Annotated in this window: 16 protein-coding genes; 11 read left to right on the plus strand and 5 right to left on the minus strand. The window is 63.5% G+C overall.

The annotated features are described in order from the left end of the window. The first annotated feature begins 269 nt into the window (after nucleotides 1-269). Nucleotides 270-1,619: a malonyl-CoA decarboxylase gene (locus SO180_RS22660; protein ID WP_449381050.1), complete on the plus strand. Its 1,350-nt coding sequence runs from the start codon at nucleotides 270-272 to the stop codon at nucleotides 1,617-1,619. Nucleotides 1,620-1,765: 146 nt separating this feature from the next. Here SO180_RS22660 and tarD read toward each other — a convergent pair whose 3' ends face one another. The 5 genes from tarD to SO180_RS22685 form a co-directional block, all read right to left on the minus strand. Next, on the minus strand, nucleotides 1,766-2,935 hold the full coding sequence (gene tarD, locus SO180_RS22665) for a D(-)-tartrate dehydratase (RefSeq protein WP_449381051.1): 1,170 nt from the start codon (nucleotides 2,933-2,935) through the stop codon (nucleotides 1,766-1,768). Nucleotides 2,936-3,092: 157 nt separating this feature from the next. After that, nucleotides 3,093-3,335: a DUF3297 family protein gene (locus SO180_RS22670; RefSeq protein WP_449381052.1), complete on the minus strand. Its 243-nt coding sequence runs from the start codon at nucleotides 3,333-3,335 to the stop codon at nucleotides 3,093-3,095. Nucleotides 3,336-3,346: 11 nt separating this feature from the next. After that, complete coding sequence (locus SO180_RS22675) at nucleotides 3,347-3,823, minus strand: glutathione peroxidase (protein ID WP_449381053.1); 477 nt, start codon at nucleotides 3,821-3,823, stop codon at nucleotides 3,347-3,349. A 9-nt stretch (nucleotides 3,824-3,832) separates the two neighbouring features. Beyond that, entirely contained in the window at nucleotides 3,833-5,233 is a 1,401-nt protein-coding gene (locus tag SO180_RS22680; RefSeq protein ID WP_449381054.1) for an amidase family protein, read from the minus strand. A gap of 82 nt (nucleotides 5,234-5,315) precedes the next feature. Beyond that, the gene (locus SO180_RS22685; protein WP_449381055.1) at nucleotides 5,316-5,573 is read right to left on the minus strand and encodes a DUF6894 family protein; all 258 of its coding nucleotides are present in this window, start codon (nucleotides 5,571-5,573) and stop codon (nucleotides 5,316-5,318) included. A gap of 299 nt (nucleotides 5,574-5,872) precedes the next feature. Between SO180_RS22685 and pqqA the strand changes: the two genes are divergently transcribed. The 10 genes from pqqA to SO180_RS22735 all read left to right on the plus strand — a co-directional run bounded on the left by pqqA (nucleotide 5,873) and on the right by SO180_RS22735 (nucleotide 16,023). Continuing rightward, nucleotides 5,873-5,953, plus strand: a complete 81-nt coding sequence (gene pqqA, locus SO180_RS22690; RefSeq protein ID WP_007595659.1) for a pyrroloquinoline quinone precursor peptide PqqA — start codon at nucleotides 5,873-5,875, stop codon at nucleotides 5,951-5,953. Between the two features lie 116 nt (nucleotides 5,954-6,069). Next, nucleotides 6,070-6,999: a pyrroloquinoline quinone biosynthesis protein PqqB gene (gene pqqB / locus SO180_RS22695; protein ID WP_449381056.1), complete on the plus strand. Its 930-nt coding sequence runs from the start codon at nucleotides 6,070-6,072 to the stop codon at nucleotides 6,997-6,999. Nucleotides 7,000-7,019: 20 nt separating this feature from the next. Further along, nucleotides 7,020-7,775, plus strand: a complete 756-nt coding sequence (gene pqqC / locus SO180_RS22700; protein WP_449381110.1) for a pyrroloquinoline-quinone synthase PqqC — start codon at nucleotides 7,020-7,022, stop codon at nucleotides 7,773-7,775. A gap of 13 nt (nucleotides 7,776-7,788) precedes the next feature. After that, complete coding sequence (gene pqqD, locus SO180_RS22705) at nucleotides 7,789-8,100, plus strand: pyrroloquinoline quinone biosynthesis peptide chaperone PqqD (RefSeq protein WP_449381057.1); 312 nt, start codon at nucleotides 7,789-7,791, stop codon at nucleotides 8,098-8,100. Next, on the plus strand, nucleotides 8,097-9,314 hold the full coding sequence (pqqE, locus tag SO180_RS22710; protein ID WP_449381058.1) for a pyrroloquinoline quinone biosynthesis protein PqqE: 1,218 nt from the start codon (nucleotides 8,097-8,099) through the stop codon (nucleotides 9,312-9,314). Before pqqD ends, pqqE begins: the two co-directional genes overlap by 4 nt. Beyond that, nucleotides 9,304-10,290, plus strand: a complete 987-nt coding sequence (pip, locus tag SO180_RS22715) for a prolyl aminopeptidase (RefSeq protein WP_449381059.1) — start codon at nucleotides 9,304-9,306, stop codon at nucleotides 10,288-10,290. Before pqqE ends, pip begins: the two co-directional genes overlap by 11 nt. A 153-nt stretch (nucleotides 10,291-10,443) precedes the next feature. Further along, a complete protein-coding gene (locus SO180_RS22720) occupies nucleotides 10,444-11,118 on the plus strand; it encodes a hypothetical protein (RefSeq protein WP_449381060.1) in 675 nt (224 codons plus the stop codon). Between the two features lie 236 nt (nucleotides 11,119-11,354). After that, complete coding sequence (locus SO180_RS22725; RefSeq protein WP_449381061.1) at nucleotides 11,355-13,154, plus strand: FAD-dependent oxidoreductase; 1,800 nt, start codon at nucleotides 11,355-11,357, stop codon at nucleotides 13,152-13,154. Beyond that, entirely contained in the window at nucleotides 13,124-14,971 is a 1,848-nt protein-coding gene (locus tag SO180_RS22730; RefSeq protein WP_449381062.1) for a 2-oxoacid:acceptor oxidoreductase subunit alpha, read from the plus strand. Before SO180_RS22725 ends, SO180_RS22730 begins: the two co-directional genes overlap by 31 nt. Next, the gene (locus tag SO180_RS22735) at nucleotides 14,968-16,023 is read left to right on the plus strand and encodes a 2-oxoacid:ferredoxin oxidoreductase subunit beta (RefSeq protein ID WP_449381063.1); all 1,056 of its coding nucleotides are present in this window, start codon (nucleotides 14,968-14,970) and stop codon (nucleotides 16,021-16,023) included. The genes SO180_RS22730 and SO180_RS22735 overlap by 4 nt, the downstream gene beginning before the upstream one ends. The last annotated feature ends 11 nt before the right edge of the window (nucleotides 16,024-16,034 follow it).

Consider the following 16,034-nt stretch of genomic DNA (forward strand, 5'->3'; position numbering starts at 1 on the left):
CGTCCGCCTCCTTCGAACAAGGAGATGATCTGAAATGATCTAACAACCACTCATCCTTGACCAAGCCCATACAAGTACTCCGAGACGGCGGTGATCGAACCGACCGGCCGCAGCGTACTGGATACCCCGGTCAAGCCGGGGCATGACAGCTTTCTTTGAAGCGCATGGCACTGCTTCACATGCATCCCACTTGCGCTTGATTGTGATAAGCTTCCACCTAAATCCCGTGTAAGCTTCCGCACCGCACAAACCGGATTCGAAAAGCCCAGATGGCCAACGCCTTTTTCTCCGACCTGCTCGCCACGATCTCCGAGCGCGGCCGTACGCTGCTGCGGCGCGGTGACGCCTCGGACACAAGACAGGACGCCGATGGCTTGATCGAGCTGTGCGAGGCGCTGCTGTCGGGTCGAGGCGAGGCCTCGGGCACCGCGATGGCGCGCGAGGTGCTCGACCACTATCAGGACCTCGATGCGACCGGACGCCGCGCCTTCTTCGCGGCGCTCGTGCGTGATTTCGGGCCGGACCGCGAGAAGCTTGCCCAGACGGTCGAGAAATGGCGCACCCAGCCGAGCGACGAGGACGCCAGTGACCTGCATTTCGCCTCGGAGCCGCGGCGGCAGGAGCTGATCCGTCGCCTCAACCGCGCCCCTGGCGGCACCGGCGATCTCGTCGCCATGCGCGCCGACCTGCTCGGCATGATGAACGGGCACACCGACCTCGCCGCGCTCGACCGCGACGTCGTGCATCTCTTGAGTTCGTGGTTCAACAGGGGGTTTCTCGTGCTGCGCAGGATCGACTGGTCGACACCGGCCAACATCCTCGAAAAGATCATCCGCTACGAGGCCGTGCACGAGATCAGCGACTGGGACGATCTGCGCCGCCGTATCGATCCGGTCGACCGCCGCTGCTACGCCTTCTTCCATCCGGCGCTAGTCGATGAGCCCCTGATCTTCGTCGAGGTGGCGCTGACCGAGACGATCCCCGGCGCAATCGCGCCGCTGCTCGCGGTCGACCGCGAGCCGGTGCCGATCGAGCGCGCACGCACCGCCGTGTTCTACTCGATCTCGAACACACAGCGAGGCTTGGGGGGCATCTCCTTCGGCAGCTTCCTGATCAAGCAGGTGGTCGAGGAGCTGCGCCGCGAGCTGCCCAAGCTCGACACCTTCGTGACGCTGTCGCCGGTGCCGGGCTTCATGCCGTGGCTGAAGCAGGACAAGGACCTGCCGCTGTCGGAGGAAGATCGCGAGGTGCTGAAGCATCTCGACGAGCCGAAATGGTTCGAGGACGCGGAGCTGACCGCGCAGCTGCGCGGCGTGATCGAACCGCTCGCCGCCTATTATTTCCTGAAAGCACGCACGTCGAAGGGCCGGCTGATCGACTCGGTCGCCCGCTTCCATCTCGGCAATGGCGCACGACTGGAGCGCATCAACTGGTTGGGAGACCTCTCGCCCAAGGGCCTGCGCGAATCCGCCGGTGTCATGGTCAACTATCTCTACCGCCTCGAGGACATCGAGAAGAACCACGAAGCCTACGCCAACGACGGCACGGTCGTCGCGTCGAGCGCGGTGAAGAAGCTGCTCAAGGGCGAGCGACGGCTGTTGGATATGCGGTTATCCTGAACGCACGTATGGTGTCATCGCCCGACTTGTTCGGGCGATCCAGTATTCCCGAGGCAGCGACGAATACGGAGAAGCCGCGGCGTACTGGACGCCTTCGCCTTCGCCTTCGCGGGGTATGGCTACTGAAAGCTTGGCGAGTCCGACCGCTACTCCGCCAGCGCCTTCATCTCCTTGTAGAGATCCGACTTCCCTTCAAACCCGATGCCCGGCAAGTCCGGCATGATGATGTGACCGTTCTCGACGCGGACGCCGTCGGGGAAGCCGCCATAGGGCTGGAACAGGTCGGGATAGCTCTCATTGCCGCCGAGGCCGAGGCCGGCGGCGATGTTCAGCGACATCTGGTGGCCACCATGCGGGATACAGCGGCTGGGCGACCAGCCATGGGTCTTCAAAACTTCCAGCGTGCGCTGATATTCGCAGAGGCCGTAGGACAGCGCGCAGTCGAATTGCAGCCAATCACGATCGGGCCGCATCCCGCCATGCCGGATCAGGTTGCGGGCATCCTGGTGGCTGAAGAGATTCTCGCCGGTCGCCATTGGCGCCGGATAGAATTCTGCAAGTGCGGCCTGTAGCGAATAGTCGAGGGGATCGCCGGCCTCCTCGTACCAGAACAACGGATAGTCCCGCAGCATCTTTGCGTAGGCGATCGCGGTCTCCAGATCGAAGCGGCCGTTGGCATCGACCGCAAGCTGCGCGTCCTCGCCGATCTCCTTCAGCACCGCTTCGATGCGCGTACGATCCTCCTCGATTGGCGCGCCGCCGATCTTCATCTTGACGACGTTGTAGCCGCGATCGAGATAGCCGCGCATCTCGCCGCGCAGCATCGAGAGGTCCTTGCCGGGATAGTAGTAGCCGCCGGCGGCGTAGACGAACACGCGTGGATTGGCCTTGACGCCGTGGCGCTCGGCGAGCAGGCGAAACAGCGGCTTGCCGGCGATCTTCGCCACCGCATCCCACACCGCCATGTCGATGGTGCCGACCGCGACCGAACGCTCGCCGTGACCGCCCGGCTTCTCGTTGGTCATCATCGCGGCCCAGACCTTGTCGGGGTCGAGATTTTCGCCGGCCTCGTCGAGCAGCGACTTCGGCTCGGCCTCGAGGATGCGCGCGGCAAAGCGCTCGCGGATCAGGCCACCCTGCCCGTAGCGGCCGTTGGAGTTGAAGCCGTAGCCGACGACGCGCTTGCCGTCACGCATGACGTCGGTGACGACGGCGACCAGGCTCGTCGTCATCTTGGTGAAATCGATATAGGCGTTGCGGATCGGCGAGGAGATCGGCTTGGTGATCTCGCGGACGTCGACGATGCGGACGGACATGGGTTTCCTCTCCTCCTGGCCTGCTCTTTCCTCTCGTCATGGCCGGGCTTGACCCGGCCATCCACGCCCTTGCCACTGAGCAAGTTCGAAGACGTGGATGCCCGGGACAAGCCCGGGCATGACGGCGGAAATGTGCGGCGCGCCCCGAGCGCCGAGCTTATTTCTTATCCCTGTAATACGGCTCGACAGACCCATGCACCTTGATCGTCAGCGGATTACCGTGGCGGTCCTTGGCGTTGCCGGCCGTGACGCGGACCCAGCCCTCGCTGATGCAATACTCCTCGACATTGGTCTTCTCGATGCCCTTGAAGCGGATGCCGACGTCGCGCGCCAGGATGTCGGCGTTGTAGTACGGGCTGTTCGGATCGACTGACAGGCGGTCCGGGAATTCGTCGCTCATGATTGTCTCGCTCACAACATTGTCTCGATTTGTTGGCGCAGCCCCTCGGGCCGCGCGGTTGGCGCATAGCGCGCCACCACCTTGCCTGCACGGTCCACCAGGAATTTCGTGAAATTCCATTTGATGGAGGCACCCAACAGGCCGGATTGCTGACGTTTCAGGTACTCATAGAGGGGATGCGCATTGGCGCCGTTGACGTCGATCTTCTCGAACAACGGGAAGGTGACGTCATACTGCGTGCTGCAGAACTCCTGGATCTCGCTTGCCTTGCCCGGCTCCTGGCCACCGAACTGGTTGCAGGGAAAGCCGAGCACGGAGAAGCCTCGCGGGCTAAGGTCACGGTGCAAGTCCTCCAGCCCACGATATTGCGGCGTGAAGCCGCATTTGCTCGCCGTGTTGACGATGAGCAGCACCTGTCCCTCAAAGCGTCGCATCGGCACGTCCTCGCCGAGAAGCGAGTTGGCCGAAAAATCGTAGATCGCCGACATCGTTGTCCTTTAGCCCACGGGATCAATCGGTGACGGCGGCACGCCGCCGGCCTCGATCGCCTCGCCGGCGAGCAGGCAGAGGTCCTCGCGATAGCGGCCGGATACGACCTGCACGCCGACGGGCGCTCTGCCGACGAGACCGGTGGAGACCACGAGGCCCGGCAGTCCCATGAAGGGAATGGCGATCTGCGGCAACTGCGCGTCCCAGACCCGCTTGAAGGACGCCTCGTCCTTGCGATCGAGATGGTCAGGAAAGGGCAATTCGCCGGAGACCGGCGTCAGCACCACCGCGTATGTCTCGAAGAACAGCATCCATTCGCGGGTTAGCGTTGCCCGGCGCATCAGCGCCTTGGCGTAGGCCGCCTGGTCGAACGGGGTGACCTTGGCACGGTTGCCGCGCAGGCAGGCGAGCGCGCCTGGATCGCCCTCGCGCTCGGCGGCTTCGAGCGCGGCCTCGTAGCCGTCGCCGATCCAGAGTTTGGTCTGCCAATCAGCAGCTTCCCGCATCGGGGGGGTGTTCTCGATCACCTCCACCGTCCAGCCTGCCCGCTCCAGCCGCTTGCCGGCGTCGCTGACCGCGGCCTTCACCTCAGGCGCAGTCGTGAGCCCGTCCGGGTTGAGGCACAGCGCCGCGCGCTTGGGCATCGCCGGTCCTTCGAGCGGCGCCGGCACCCACCAGGGGTCGCGCGCGTCGCGGGCCGCCATCGCGGCGAGCGAAATCCGCAAGTCATTGATGGTGCGCGCCAGCGGCCCGGAGACCGCGCTGATCTGCGGCCCGATCGGGCGCTCCGGCAGCGCGGCGTTGAAGGCGGGAATCCGGCCCATGGTCGGCCGCAGGCCGTGCACGCCGCAGGCGTAGGCAGGATAGCGGATCGAGCCCGCGATATCGGTGCCGTGGGCGATGTGGCCGATGCCTGCTGCTACGGCCGAACCTGCGCCGCCGGACGAGCCGCCCGGGGTCAGCGAGGCGTCACGCGGGTTCTTGGTGTCGCCATGAATCAGATTGGTGGTGAACCAGCGGTAGGAAAAGGCCGGGCAGTTGGTGCGGCCGAGGATGACGGCGCCCGCCTTGCGCAAATTGGCGACAACCGGATTGTCGGCCTTCGCGATCACCTCGCGCTGAATCTTCAGGCCATTGGTGGTGGCAAAGCCCTCCTGGTCGACATTGACCTTCACGGTCACGAGGACGCCGGCCAAAAGGCCGGGATCCTCGCCCCGGGCAATCTTGCCATCCACGGCCGCCGCCTGCTTGAGCACGTCCTCCGGCCGATGGTCGATCACTGCGTTCAGCCTGGGATTGACGGCATCGAGCCGGGCAAGGCCGGCCTTCGCAGCTTCGGTGGCGGAAATCTTCTTCGACCGAATGAGGGTGGCGAGGTCGGCGGCCGACAAGCGCCAGAGATCTTGCATGGCATGCTCCGTGTGACCGGGTCTTTTAGCGCCGGTCAGGCGGCAAAGCCATGCGCAATACGCGGGGGCCGAATCCGGATCGTCAGTGCCGGGTGGCGGACTGGTCCGGCATGTCCAGAAGCGCCTCGGTGAAGGGAAATTCCAGCACGATCTCACCGTCGTCGTCGGTGACCTCGATGACGGCCTCCAGCAGCGCCGGCTGCGTCCCTTCCGACTTCAGAACTTCCAAAATCATCTGGCGCGCCACTTCCCAGGCGCGATCGGGATTGCGCAGGTCCTCGCCGTCAGGGTCCACGATCAATTCGTCGCCGATGCGGGTGTTGAAGAAATATCTGGGCATGCCTTGATCCAATGGGGTCGCCTGTAGAGGATTGAAAGCCGCTTCTTACTCACAACTGCTTTATCCGGACAGGGATGACACCCTATCGTCCGTTCTTTGCATATCGTCGTATTTTGCACGGGGTTGTTTTGCTGTTTTTGCGTCATCTCCGCGGCGTGATCGCGCCTTTTCGTGTTTGCAGCGCAGCATTGCAGCTGTCTACTACCTAGGTCCCGGAAGATTTAACTGGCGAACTTTTCCGCCCGCAGTAGTTTAACCGGGGGCGGACACGTCCGATTTCTCAGAAAAGGAGAGCCACAATGGCCTGGAAAGCACCGAAAATCGTCGAAGTGCCGTGCGGCATGGAAATCAACATGTATGTGAGCGCCACCCGCAAGTAAGGGCGGCAATTTCACGTTGAGCGCAGGTGGATCCGTCGGGTGCGTGACTTTCCCGGACGAAGGGGGTTGTGTCAGCCTGAGATCCACCTCGACACGTGTCTCCAGGAGACGGAATTATGCTTCGCGTCGTCGTCCTGGGCGCCGCGGCTGGCGGCGGGGTCCCGCAGTGGAACTGCGGGTGCACAGGCTGCCGGGCAGCGCGCGCTGAACCCCGACAATTGCAGAGAACCCAGGCTTCGGTCGCCTTCAGCGCCGACGGCGATAACTGGTTCCTGATCAACGCCTCTCCCGACCTCCGACAGCAATTCAACGCCACGCCGCAGCTTCACCCCAAGCCGGGCGCGCTGCGCCACACGCCGGTTGCCGGCGTGATCCTGACCAATGGCGAGGTGGACGCAGTCGCCGGCCTCTTGTCGATGCGCGAGGGCTCGCCGTTCACGATCTACGCCCATGACAAGGTGCTGGCGATCCTGAAGGCCAACAGCATCTTCAACGTGCTGAATGAGAAGAACGTCAGGCGCCAGCCGATCGGGGTCGACGAACCGTTCGAGCCGCGCCTTCCGGACGGCGCACGCTCCGGCATCGAGGTGGTTGCACTCGAGGTAGCAGGCAAATCGGCCTGGTACCTGGAAGGCAAGGCGCATCCCGGCGGGAGCAGTGGTGCGGGCGATACGCTGGGCCTGAAGATCACCGACAAGTCGACCGGCAAGAACTTCTACTTCCTCGCCGCCTGTGCCGAGATCACCGACGCGCTGAGAGCGCAGATCGCCGGCGCATCGCTGGTGTTCTTCGATGGCACGGTGTGGCGCGACGACGAGATGATCCGGGCCGGGCTCGGCCACAAGACCGGCAAGAGCATGGGACATGTCGCCATGTCCGGCGAGGACGGCGCCCTCGCGCGGCTTGCCGGCCTCGATATCGACAGGAAGATATTTCTGCATATCAATAACTCGAATCCGGCGCTGCTGCCCTCCTCGCCCGAGCGCAAGGCGGCCGAGCATGCGGGCTGGCAGATACCCGCCGATGGAACGGAGATCGTGCTGTGAACGCCATGACGCTTCCCGGAATGACCGCACTCTCGATCGGCAAGGACATCAGGCTCAACTCGGCCGAGGAGCTCGAGGCGACGCTGCGCCACATTGGCGCGACGCGCTATCACAGCCTGCATCCGTTCCATAAGCTCCTGCACGGCGGCAAGCTGAACAAGGGCCAGGTGCAGGCCTGGGCACTCAACCGCTACTATTACCAGAGCACGATCCCGCTCAAGGATGCCGTGGTGATCTCGCGCTTTCGCGACCGCGCCACGCGGCTGGAGTGGCGCCACCGCATCGAGGATCATGACGGCGATGTCGGCAGCCAGGGCGGCATCGAGCGCTGGCTAAAGCTGACCGAAGGCCTGGGCCTCGACACGGCCTATGTGGAATCGACCGAAGGCATCCTTCCGGCGACACGCTTTGCGGTCGAGGCCTATGTGCATTTCTGCCGCGAGAAGAGCCCGCTGGAGGCGATCGCCTCCTCGCTCACCGAACTGTTCGCGCCGAACCTGCACGAAGAGCGCATCAGCGGCATGCTGGAGCACTATGACTTCGTCAACCCTGATATCATGAGCTACTTCAAGCGCCGCCTGACGCAGGCGCCGCGCGATGCGAACTTTGCGCTCGACTATGTCAGGAAGCACGCCAGGACGCCGGAGGAACGCGCGGCCGTCTGCAACGCGCTGATCTTCAAGACCAACGTGCTGTGGGTGCAGTTAGACGCGCTCTATCATGCCTATGTCGATGGGCACATTCCGCCGGGCGCCTTCGCGCCCAAGGCGAGCTGAGAGGAAATAAGCAATGGCCGGGCCGCGTCACATCAGCGTCAGCGAAGCGAGCCGGCCCGTGCTGCCGCGGCATGCCAAGCTGAAATACGACGAGACGCGCAAGGTCTGGGTGATCCTGGCGCCGGAACGGGTGCTGGCGCCGGACGAGATCGCGGTCGAGGTTCTGCAGCTCTGCGACGGCATCCGCACCGTCGGCAATGTGGCCGACCAGCTCGCCGCGAAGTATGCTGCGCCGCGCGATGCGATCCTGGCCGACGTGGTCGCCATGTTGCAGGACCTGGCGGACAAAGGCTTTCTCACCGAAGCACGGGAGAAGACGTCATGAGTGACGTACTCGGCGACCCCGGCGTTCCCCACGATGTCAGCGACAGCCTCGCCGTGCTCGAAAAACAGCGCTCGACGGCAGAGACTTTTGGCATTCCGCTGGCGGTGCTGCTGGAAGTCACGCATCGCTGCCCGCTGCAATGCCCCTATTGCTCCAACCCGGTCGAGCTCGATCGCGCCGGCAAGGAGCTGACGACCGAGGAGTGGAAGAAGGTCTTGACCGAGCTCGCCGAGATCGGCGTGCTCCAGGTCCATTTTTCCGGCGGCGAGCCGACTGCGCGGAAAGACCTCGTCGAGCTCATCAAGCATGCGAGCGACGCCAGCCTCTATACCAACCTGATCACCTCCGCCGTGCTGCTGACGCGCGACAGACTGAGCGAGCTCGCGAATGCCGGCCTCTGCCATGTGCAGATCAGTTTTCAGGGCACCGAAGATATCGCTGCCGACCGCGTCGCCGGTTACAAGGGCGCGCATCACAAGAAGCTCGAAGTCGCGAAGTGGACGCGAGAGCTCGATCTGCCGCTCACCGTGAACGCGGTGATGCACCGCCAGAACCTGCACCAGCTCCCCGACATCATCCAGATGGCGGTCGATCTCGATGCCGACCGGCTCGAGGTCGCCAACGTCCAGTACTACGGCTGGGCGCTGAAGAACCGCGCCGCGCTGATGCCGACGGTCGCGCAGCTCGACGAGACCACCCGTATCGTCGAGGAGGCGCGCGAGCGTCTCAAGGGCACGCTCGCGATCGACTACGTCGTGCCGGATTACTACGCGCAACGGCCGAAGAAGTGCATGGGCGGTTGGGGCCGGCAGTTCTTCAACATCTCACCCGCCGGCAAGGTGCTGCCCTGCCATGCGGCCGAGAGCATCACCGGGCTCGACTTCGAATCCGTGCGCTCCAATCATTCGATCGCCTGGATCTGGCAGAACTCGGACGCCTTCAACCGCTATCGTGGCACCGGCTGGATGAAGGAGCCGTGCCGAACTTGCGAATTCCGCGAGATCGATTTCGGCGGCTGCCGCTGCCAGGCCTTTGCACTGACGGGCGATGCGGCCAATACCGATCCGGCCTGCGCGCTGTCGCCGCTGCACGAGACCATCTTCAAGCAGGCCGAACGCGAAGCCGAAGGCGAGACCAACCGCTTCCTCTACCGCAACTTTGCCGGTGGCACTTTGGAGCCTGACCCTGTGGAGTCCGGCAAGCATGGCGCCTGACGCCGACGCGGCCAAATCGGCCAAGCGCGCCGATCCCTTTGCGCCGCTGACTTCGGAAATGCTTGCCGTTTCGGACGGCCACGAGATCTATGTCGAAAGCGTCGGCCGCACTGATGGCATCCCAGCCGTCTATCTGCATGGCGGTCCCGGCAGCGGCTGCCAGCCCGACCATCGCCGGCTTTTTGATCCTGAACGCTTCCATGCTGTGCTGTTCGACCAGCGCGGCGCCGGCCGCAGCCGGCCGAAGGGCTCGCGCGAGCACAACACCACGCAGCACCTCGTCGCCGACATGGAGTTGATCCGCCAAAAGTTCGGTTTCGAACGCTGGATCGTGATCGGCGGCTCCTGGGGGGCGACGCTTGCGCTGGCCTACGCGGAAGCTCATCCCGAGCGCGTTTCGGGTATCGTGCTGCGCGCAACCTTTCTCGGCACGCGAGCGGAGGTCGAGACCGGCTTCACGTCGCGGCTGCCGCAGCTCTATCCCGCGCTCAACGAGGACTTCTTGAGCCTGCTCTCGGCGGAAGAACGAGAGCGGCCTATCGAGGCGTATTGGCGCCGCATTCTCAATCCTGATCCTGATAAGCATGGCCCCGCCGCGCGGGCCTGGCATGATACCGAGCGCACGCTGTCCGAACACAAGCCGGCACGCACGCGGCTTGATCTCGCCACGCTCAACGTGTGGCGCACGCTGCCCGCGACGCCGTTCATGGAAGCACACTACTTCATCAATGACTGCTTCATGGCGCCGGATCAGCTGCTGCGAAATGCCGGCAATCTCGCCGGCATTCACGGCATCATCATCCAGGGCCGCTATGATCTGTTGTGCCCGCCTGAGACATCCTGGGCGCTCGCAAAAGTGTGGCCGGGTTCCGAGATCCGCATCGTGGAAGAGGCTGGGCATTCGCTCTATGATCCCGGCGTGAGGGACGCCGTGATGAAAGCGATCGCGGACCTCGGCTCGAAAGCCGCGCGATAAAGGTCTGTCCCCTCATCCTGAGGAGCGCTTCCCACGGAAGCGCGTCTCGAAGGATGAAGGCCGAGATGCCTCAGCTGGGCCTTCATGGTTCGAGACGCCGCTCGCGGCTCCTCACCATGAGGGTCGAGTGTTCGCAGGGAAGGAATAAGAAGAATGCCGCTCGCCGGGAAGGGCATGCTGCTGACGTCGATGAACATCGACGCGGAGCATGAGGCCGATTTCAACCGCTGGTATGATCGCGAACATCTTGCGGAGCGTGTTGCGATCGACGGCTTTCTGGAGGCGCGGCGCTATGTCGCGCACGCTGCCAGCCCCAAATATCTCTGCCTGTATTCGACTGCGACGCTCGACGTGCTCGACAGTCCCGCTTATCGGGCGCGGCTTGCAAACCCGACCGACTGGTCGCGCCAGACCATGGCACGGTTTGAGAACATGATCCGCGCGGTGGCGTGCATCACCATCAGTCGCGGCACCGGACGCGGTGTCGCGCTCGGCGTGGTACGGCTGCGCCCAACGCCCGACAATGCCGGACGATTACGCGATGCATTGCGGGAAAAGCTGGCGCCGGAAAAATACGACGGCATCATCTCCATGCATCTACTCGAGAGCGATGCAGAGCTTTCCGGCCCGACAGCGGAAATTCCGGTGCGCAGCCCGGGCGCCAACGATTGGTTCGTGCTGATCGACGGCACGCGTGTCAGCGCCGTCTCTGCCGTGATTGCCGAACGCTTCACCGGTCCAGCAGCATCACCGTCGTCGCTTCCCGTTTCCGTCGGCACCTACTGCCTGATGTGGGATCTTGCGAAGAGCGACATCGCACGCGGCTGAAATTATCACACGCATCACGGGATGCTGCACCGCCGCATGGAATGCGCGAGTGTTAATGCTGTGTGTGCGTAGCTCCTATGAAAGCACAGCATTGCCCAAATTTGCCTTTGTGCGCGCTTCGGATTGGTTCTAATAAGGTAAGCCTATGATCCAATTTAAGAACCATATCGACGCGTAAGCGTTCGCCAAGCTCAAGAAGGCCGCCGGGTCTTTGGGCCTGTGCGGACAGGGTAGGAATGAAACCGACCGATATCGCGGCCCCCGACTACTTTCACAAGGTAGTCGATTGCCAGTGGGCCTGTCCTGCGCACACCCCGGTTCCCGAATACATCCGTCTGATCGCACAAGGCCGCTATAGCGACGCCTATATGGTCAATTGGAAATCGAACGTGTTTCCCGGAATTCTGGGACGCACCTGCGATCGTCCATGCGAGCCGGCGTGCCGCCGCGGACGCGTCGAGGAAACTCCGGTGGCGATCTGCCGCCTGAAGCGCGTCGCGGCCGACTTCAAGGATGACATCAAGCAGCGCCTGCCGCGTCCCTCGCCGAAGAACGGCAAGCGCATCGCGCTGGTTGGCGGTGGCCCGGCGTCGCTGACCGTGGCGCGCGATCTCGCACCGCTCGGCTATCACTGCACGGTGTTCGATGCCGATCCCGAAGCCGGCGGCATGATGCGCTCACAGATCCCGAAATTCCGCCTGCCCAATTCCGTGATCGACGAGGAGACCGGCTACATCCTCGATCTCGGCGTCGAATTCAAAGGCGGCCACCGCGTCGAAAGCATGAAGGCCCTGCTCGCGGACAAGTACGACGCGATCTTCGTCGGCTCCGGCGCGCCGCGCGGCCGCGAGCTCGACATTCCCGGCCGCAAGGAGGCAGCCGCGAATATACACATCGGCATCGACTGGCTGTCCTCGGTCTCGTTCGGCCACACCGACAAGATCGGCAAGCGCGTGATCGTGCTCGGCGGCGGCAACACCGCGATGGATTGCTGCCGCACCGCGCGCCGGCTCGGCGGCCAGGACGTCAAGGTCATTGTGCGCTCCGGCTTCGAGGAGATGAAGGCCTCTCCCTGGGAGAAGGAAGACGCCATCCACGAGGACATCCCGATCCTCAATTACATGGTGCCCGTGGAATTCAAGCATGTAGGCGGCAAGCTCATCGGCGTCACCTTCCAGAAGGTCCGGGCCGAATACGACACCAAGGGCCGGCGCAATCTCGTCCCCTCAGGCGAACCGGATCAGACCATTCCCTGCGACGACGTGCTGGTGGCGGTCGGCCAGGAGAACGCGTTCCCCTGGATCGAGCGCGACTGCGGCATCGAGTTCGACAAATGGAACATGCCGAAGGTCGATCCCAAGACCTTCGCCTCGACCAACCCAAAGGTCTTCTTCGGTGGCGACGCCGCCTTCGGGCCGAAGAACATCATCTGGGCGGTTTCGCACGGCCACGACGCCGCGCTGTCGATCCACAGGCTGCTCTCGGGCGAGGATATCAATGAGCGGCCGCTGCCTGCCGTGCATGTCACCTCGCAGAAGATGGGCATCCACGAGTGGAGCTATGACAACGACATCTCGCCGGAGAAGCGCTTCAAGGTGCCGCACCGCGACAAGGTGGTGGCCCTGAAGGACATCCGCGCCGAGGTCGAGCTCGGCTACGACGTCAAGCTCGCGCTCGGCGAGGCGCATCGCTGCCTGAACTGCGACGTGCAGACCGTATTCTCGACCTCTCTGTGCATCGAGTGCGATGCCTGCGTCGACATCTGCCCGATGGATTGCATCACCTTCACGGAGAACGGGGAAGAGGCCGATCTGCGCCAGCGCCTGAAGGCGCCATCGATGCATCCCGACCAGGATCTCTACGTCTCCGGCGATCTCAAGACCGGGCGTGTGATGGTGAAGGACGAGGACGTCTGCCTGCATTGCGGGCTGTGCGCCGAGCGTTGTCCCACCGGAGCCTGGGACATGCAGAAATACCTCATCGATATGACCTACGCAGGATCATCATGTCCGACAAAAAGCCGATCAGCAGCGTAAACGACTTCGTCGTCCGTTTCGCCAACGTCAACGGCTCGGGCTCGGCTTCGGCCAACGAGCTGTTTGCCCGCGCGATCCTGCGCCACGGTGTGCCGGTCTCCCCACGCAACATCTTCCCCTCCAATATCCAGGGCCTGCCGACCTGGTATGAAGTGCGGGTGACCGAAGCCGGCCATCTCGGCGCCCGCGGCGGCGTCGACATGATGGTGGCGATGAACCCGCAGACCTGGGACAAGGACGTCGCCGGCATCGAGCCCGGCGGCTACCTGTTCTACGATTCCACCAAGCCGATGCCGTCGACGAAATTCCGAGGCGACATCACCGTGATTGGCGTTCCCCTGACCGCGATCACCAACTCGACCTATACCGATCCGCGCCAGCGACAACTATTCAAGAACATCATCTATCTCGGCGCACTCGCGGCGCTGCTCGACATGGATCCCAAGGTGATCGAGCAGCTGATCGGCGAGCAGTACAAGGGCAAGGAGAAGCTGCTCTCCTCCAACGTCCATGCGCTGCATCTCGGTCGCGACTGGGCATTGCAGAATCTGAAATGTCCGATCGGGCTGCGGGTGAAGAAGGCCGACAAGGTCGGCGACCGCATCTTCATCGAAGGCAACAGTGCCGCGGCGCTCGGTGCCGTCTATGGCGGCGCGACGGTGTGCGCGTGGTATCCGATCACACCGTCCTCGTCGGTTGCGGAAGCCTTCACCAGCCATTGCAAGAAGTACCGGCACGATCCCGAGACCGGCAAGGCGAAATACGCGATCGTGCAGGGCGAAGACGAGCTCGCCTCCATCGGCATCGTGATCGGCGCCTCCTGGAACGGCGCGCGAGCCTTCACCGCAACGTCGGGCCCCGGCATCTCGCTGATGACGGAGTTCATCGGCCTCTCGTATTTCGCCGAGATTCCGGCCGTGATCATGAACATCCAGCGCGCCGGCCCCTCGACTGGCATGCCGACCCGCACACAGCAATGCGACATCATCGCCTGCGCCTATGCCTCGCATGGCGACACCAAGCACGTGCTGCTGTTCCCGGAAGATCCGGCTGAGGCCTTCGAGTTCGCGGCAGCCGCGTTCGATCTCGCCGAACGGCTTCAGACCACGATCTTCCTGATGCTCGATCTCGATATCGGCATGAACCACCGCCTCTGCCGTCCGCTGAAGTGGGACGACGCGCGGCAGTATGACCGCGGCAAGGTGATGACCGCGGAAATGCTGGAAGAAGGCCGCGACTTTGGCCGCTATCTCGACGTCGACGGTGATGGCATCCCCTATCGCACCTATCCCGGCACGCATCCGACCAAGGGCTCCTACTTCACCCGCGGCACCTCGCGCGACCGCTATGCGCGCTACTCCGAGGAGGGCACGGTCTATGCCGACAACATGCAGCGCCTGGTGCGCAAGTTCGAGACAGCGCAGGATCTCGTGCCGCGGCCGCTCCAGGCCAATGCGGAACGGCCGACCAAATATGGCGTGATCTATTTCGGCTCCACGGCGCCGGCGATGGACGAGGCGATCGGCCTTCTGGAAGTCCGCGGGCATCAGCTCGACCGGTTGCGCATCCGTGCCTTCCCGTTCCATTCGAGCGTCGCGAGCTTCCTCGCCGAGCACGATTTCGTCTACGTCGTCGAGCAGAACCGCGACAGCCAGCTCCGTCAGCTCATCGTCAACGAGAACGGCATCGACCCGGTGCGTCTCGTGCCGATCGTGCATTACGACGGCTCGCCCATCACCGCCCGCTTCATCGCAAAAGCCATTGGCGACCACCAGGATCACCTCAAGGTGACCCCGCTCCGCAAGGCCGTGTCATGACCTACATTGCAAAGCCGAAATTTCATCACCCGGGCCTGAAGAAGAACGAGCTCGGCTACACGCATCGCGACTACGAGGGCAAGATCTCGACGCTGTGCGCCGGCTGCGGTCACGACTCGATCACGGCCTCGATCATCGAGGCCTGTTACGAACTCTCGATCGAGCCGCACCGGGTGGCGAAGATTTCCGGCATCGGCTGCTCATCGAAGACGCCCGACTACTTCCTCGGCAATTCGCACGGCTTCAACTCAGTGCACGGTCGTATGCCTTCCGTGCTGACCGGCGCCAACCTCGCAAATCGTGACCTGATCTATCTCGGCGTCTCCGGCGACGGCGATTCCGCCTCGATCGGTTTCGGCCAGTTCGCACATTCGATCCGGCGCGGCGTCAACATGACCTATATCGTCGAGAACAACGGCGTCTATGGTCTGACCAAGGGCCAGTTCTCGGCCACCGCCGACCGCGGCTCGAAATCCAAGAAGGGCGTCACCAACACCGACAACGCCATCGACCTCGTCGCGATCGCGCTGCAGTTGGGGGCGACCTTCGTCGCGCGCAGCTTCTCCGGCGACAAGACGCAACTTGTACCACTCATCGCCGCCGCGATCCGCCACAAGGGCGCGGCGTTCATCGACGTGATCAGTCCCTGCATCGCCTTCAACAATCACGCCGGCTCGACCAAGAGCTTTGACTATGTCCGCGAGCACAATGACGCGGTGAACCGGCTCGACGTGCTGGTCGGGCGGGATCCGATCAGCGTCGACTACGCCCCTGGCTCCGTGCAGGTCGTCGAGCAGCATGACGGCAGCAAGATCGCGCTGCGCAAAATCGATGCCGACTACGATCCGCACGACCGGCTCGGCGCCCAAAACTTCCTGCAGAAGCACGCCGCCAAGGGACAGATCGTCACAGGCCTGCTGTATGTCGACCCCGACGCGGACGATATGCACGAGCATCTCAACACGGTCGAGACGCCCCTCAACACGCTGGAAGCGGACGCGCTGTGCCCGGGCTCGGCCGTGCTGGACAAGATCAACGCCGGCCTGCGCTAGCCAACAGACCG

The sequence above is a fragment of the Bradyrhizobium sp. UFLA05-112 genome (assembly GCF_053572325.1).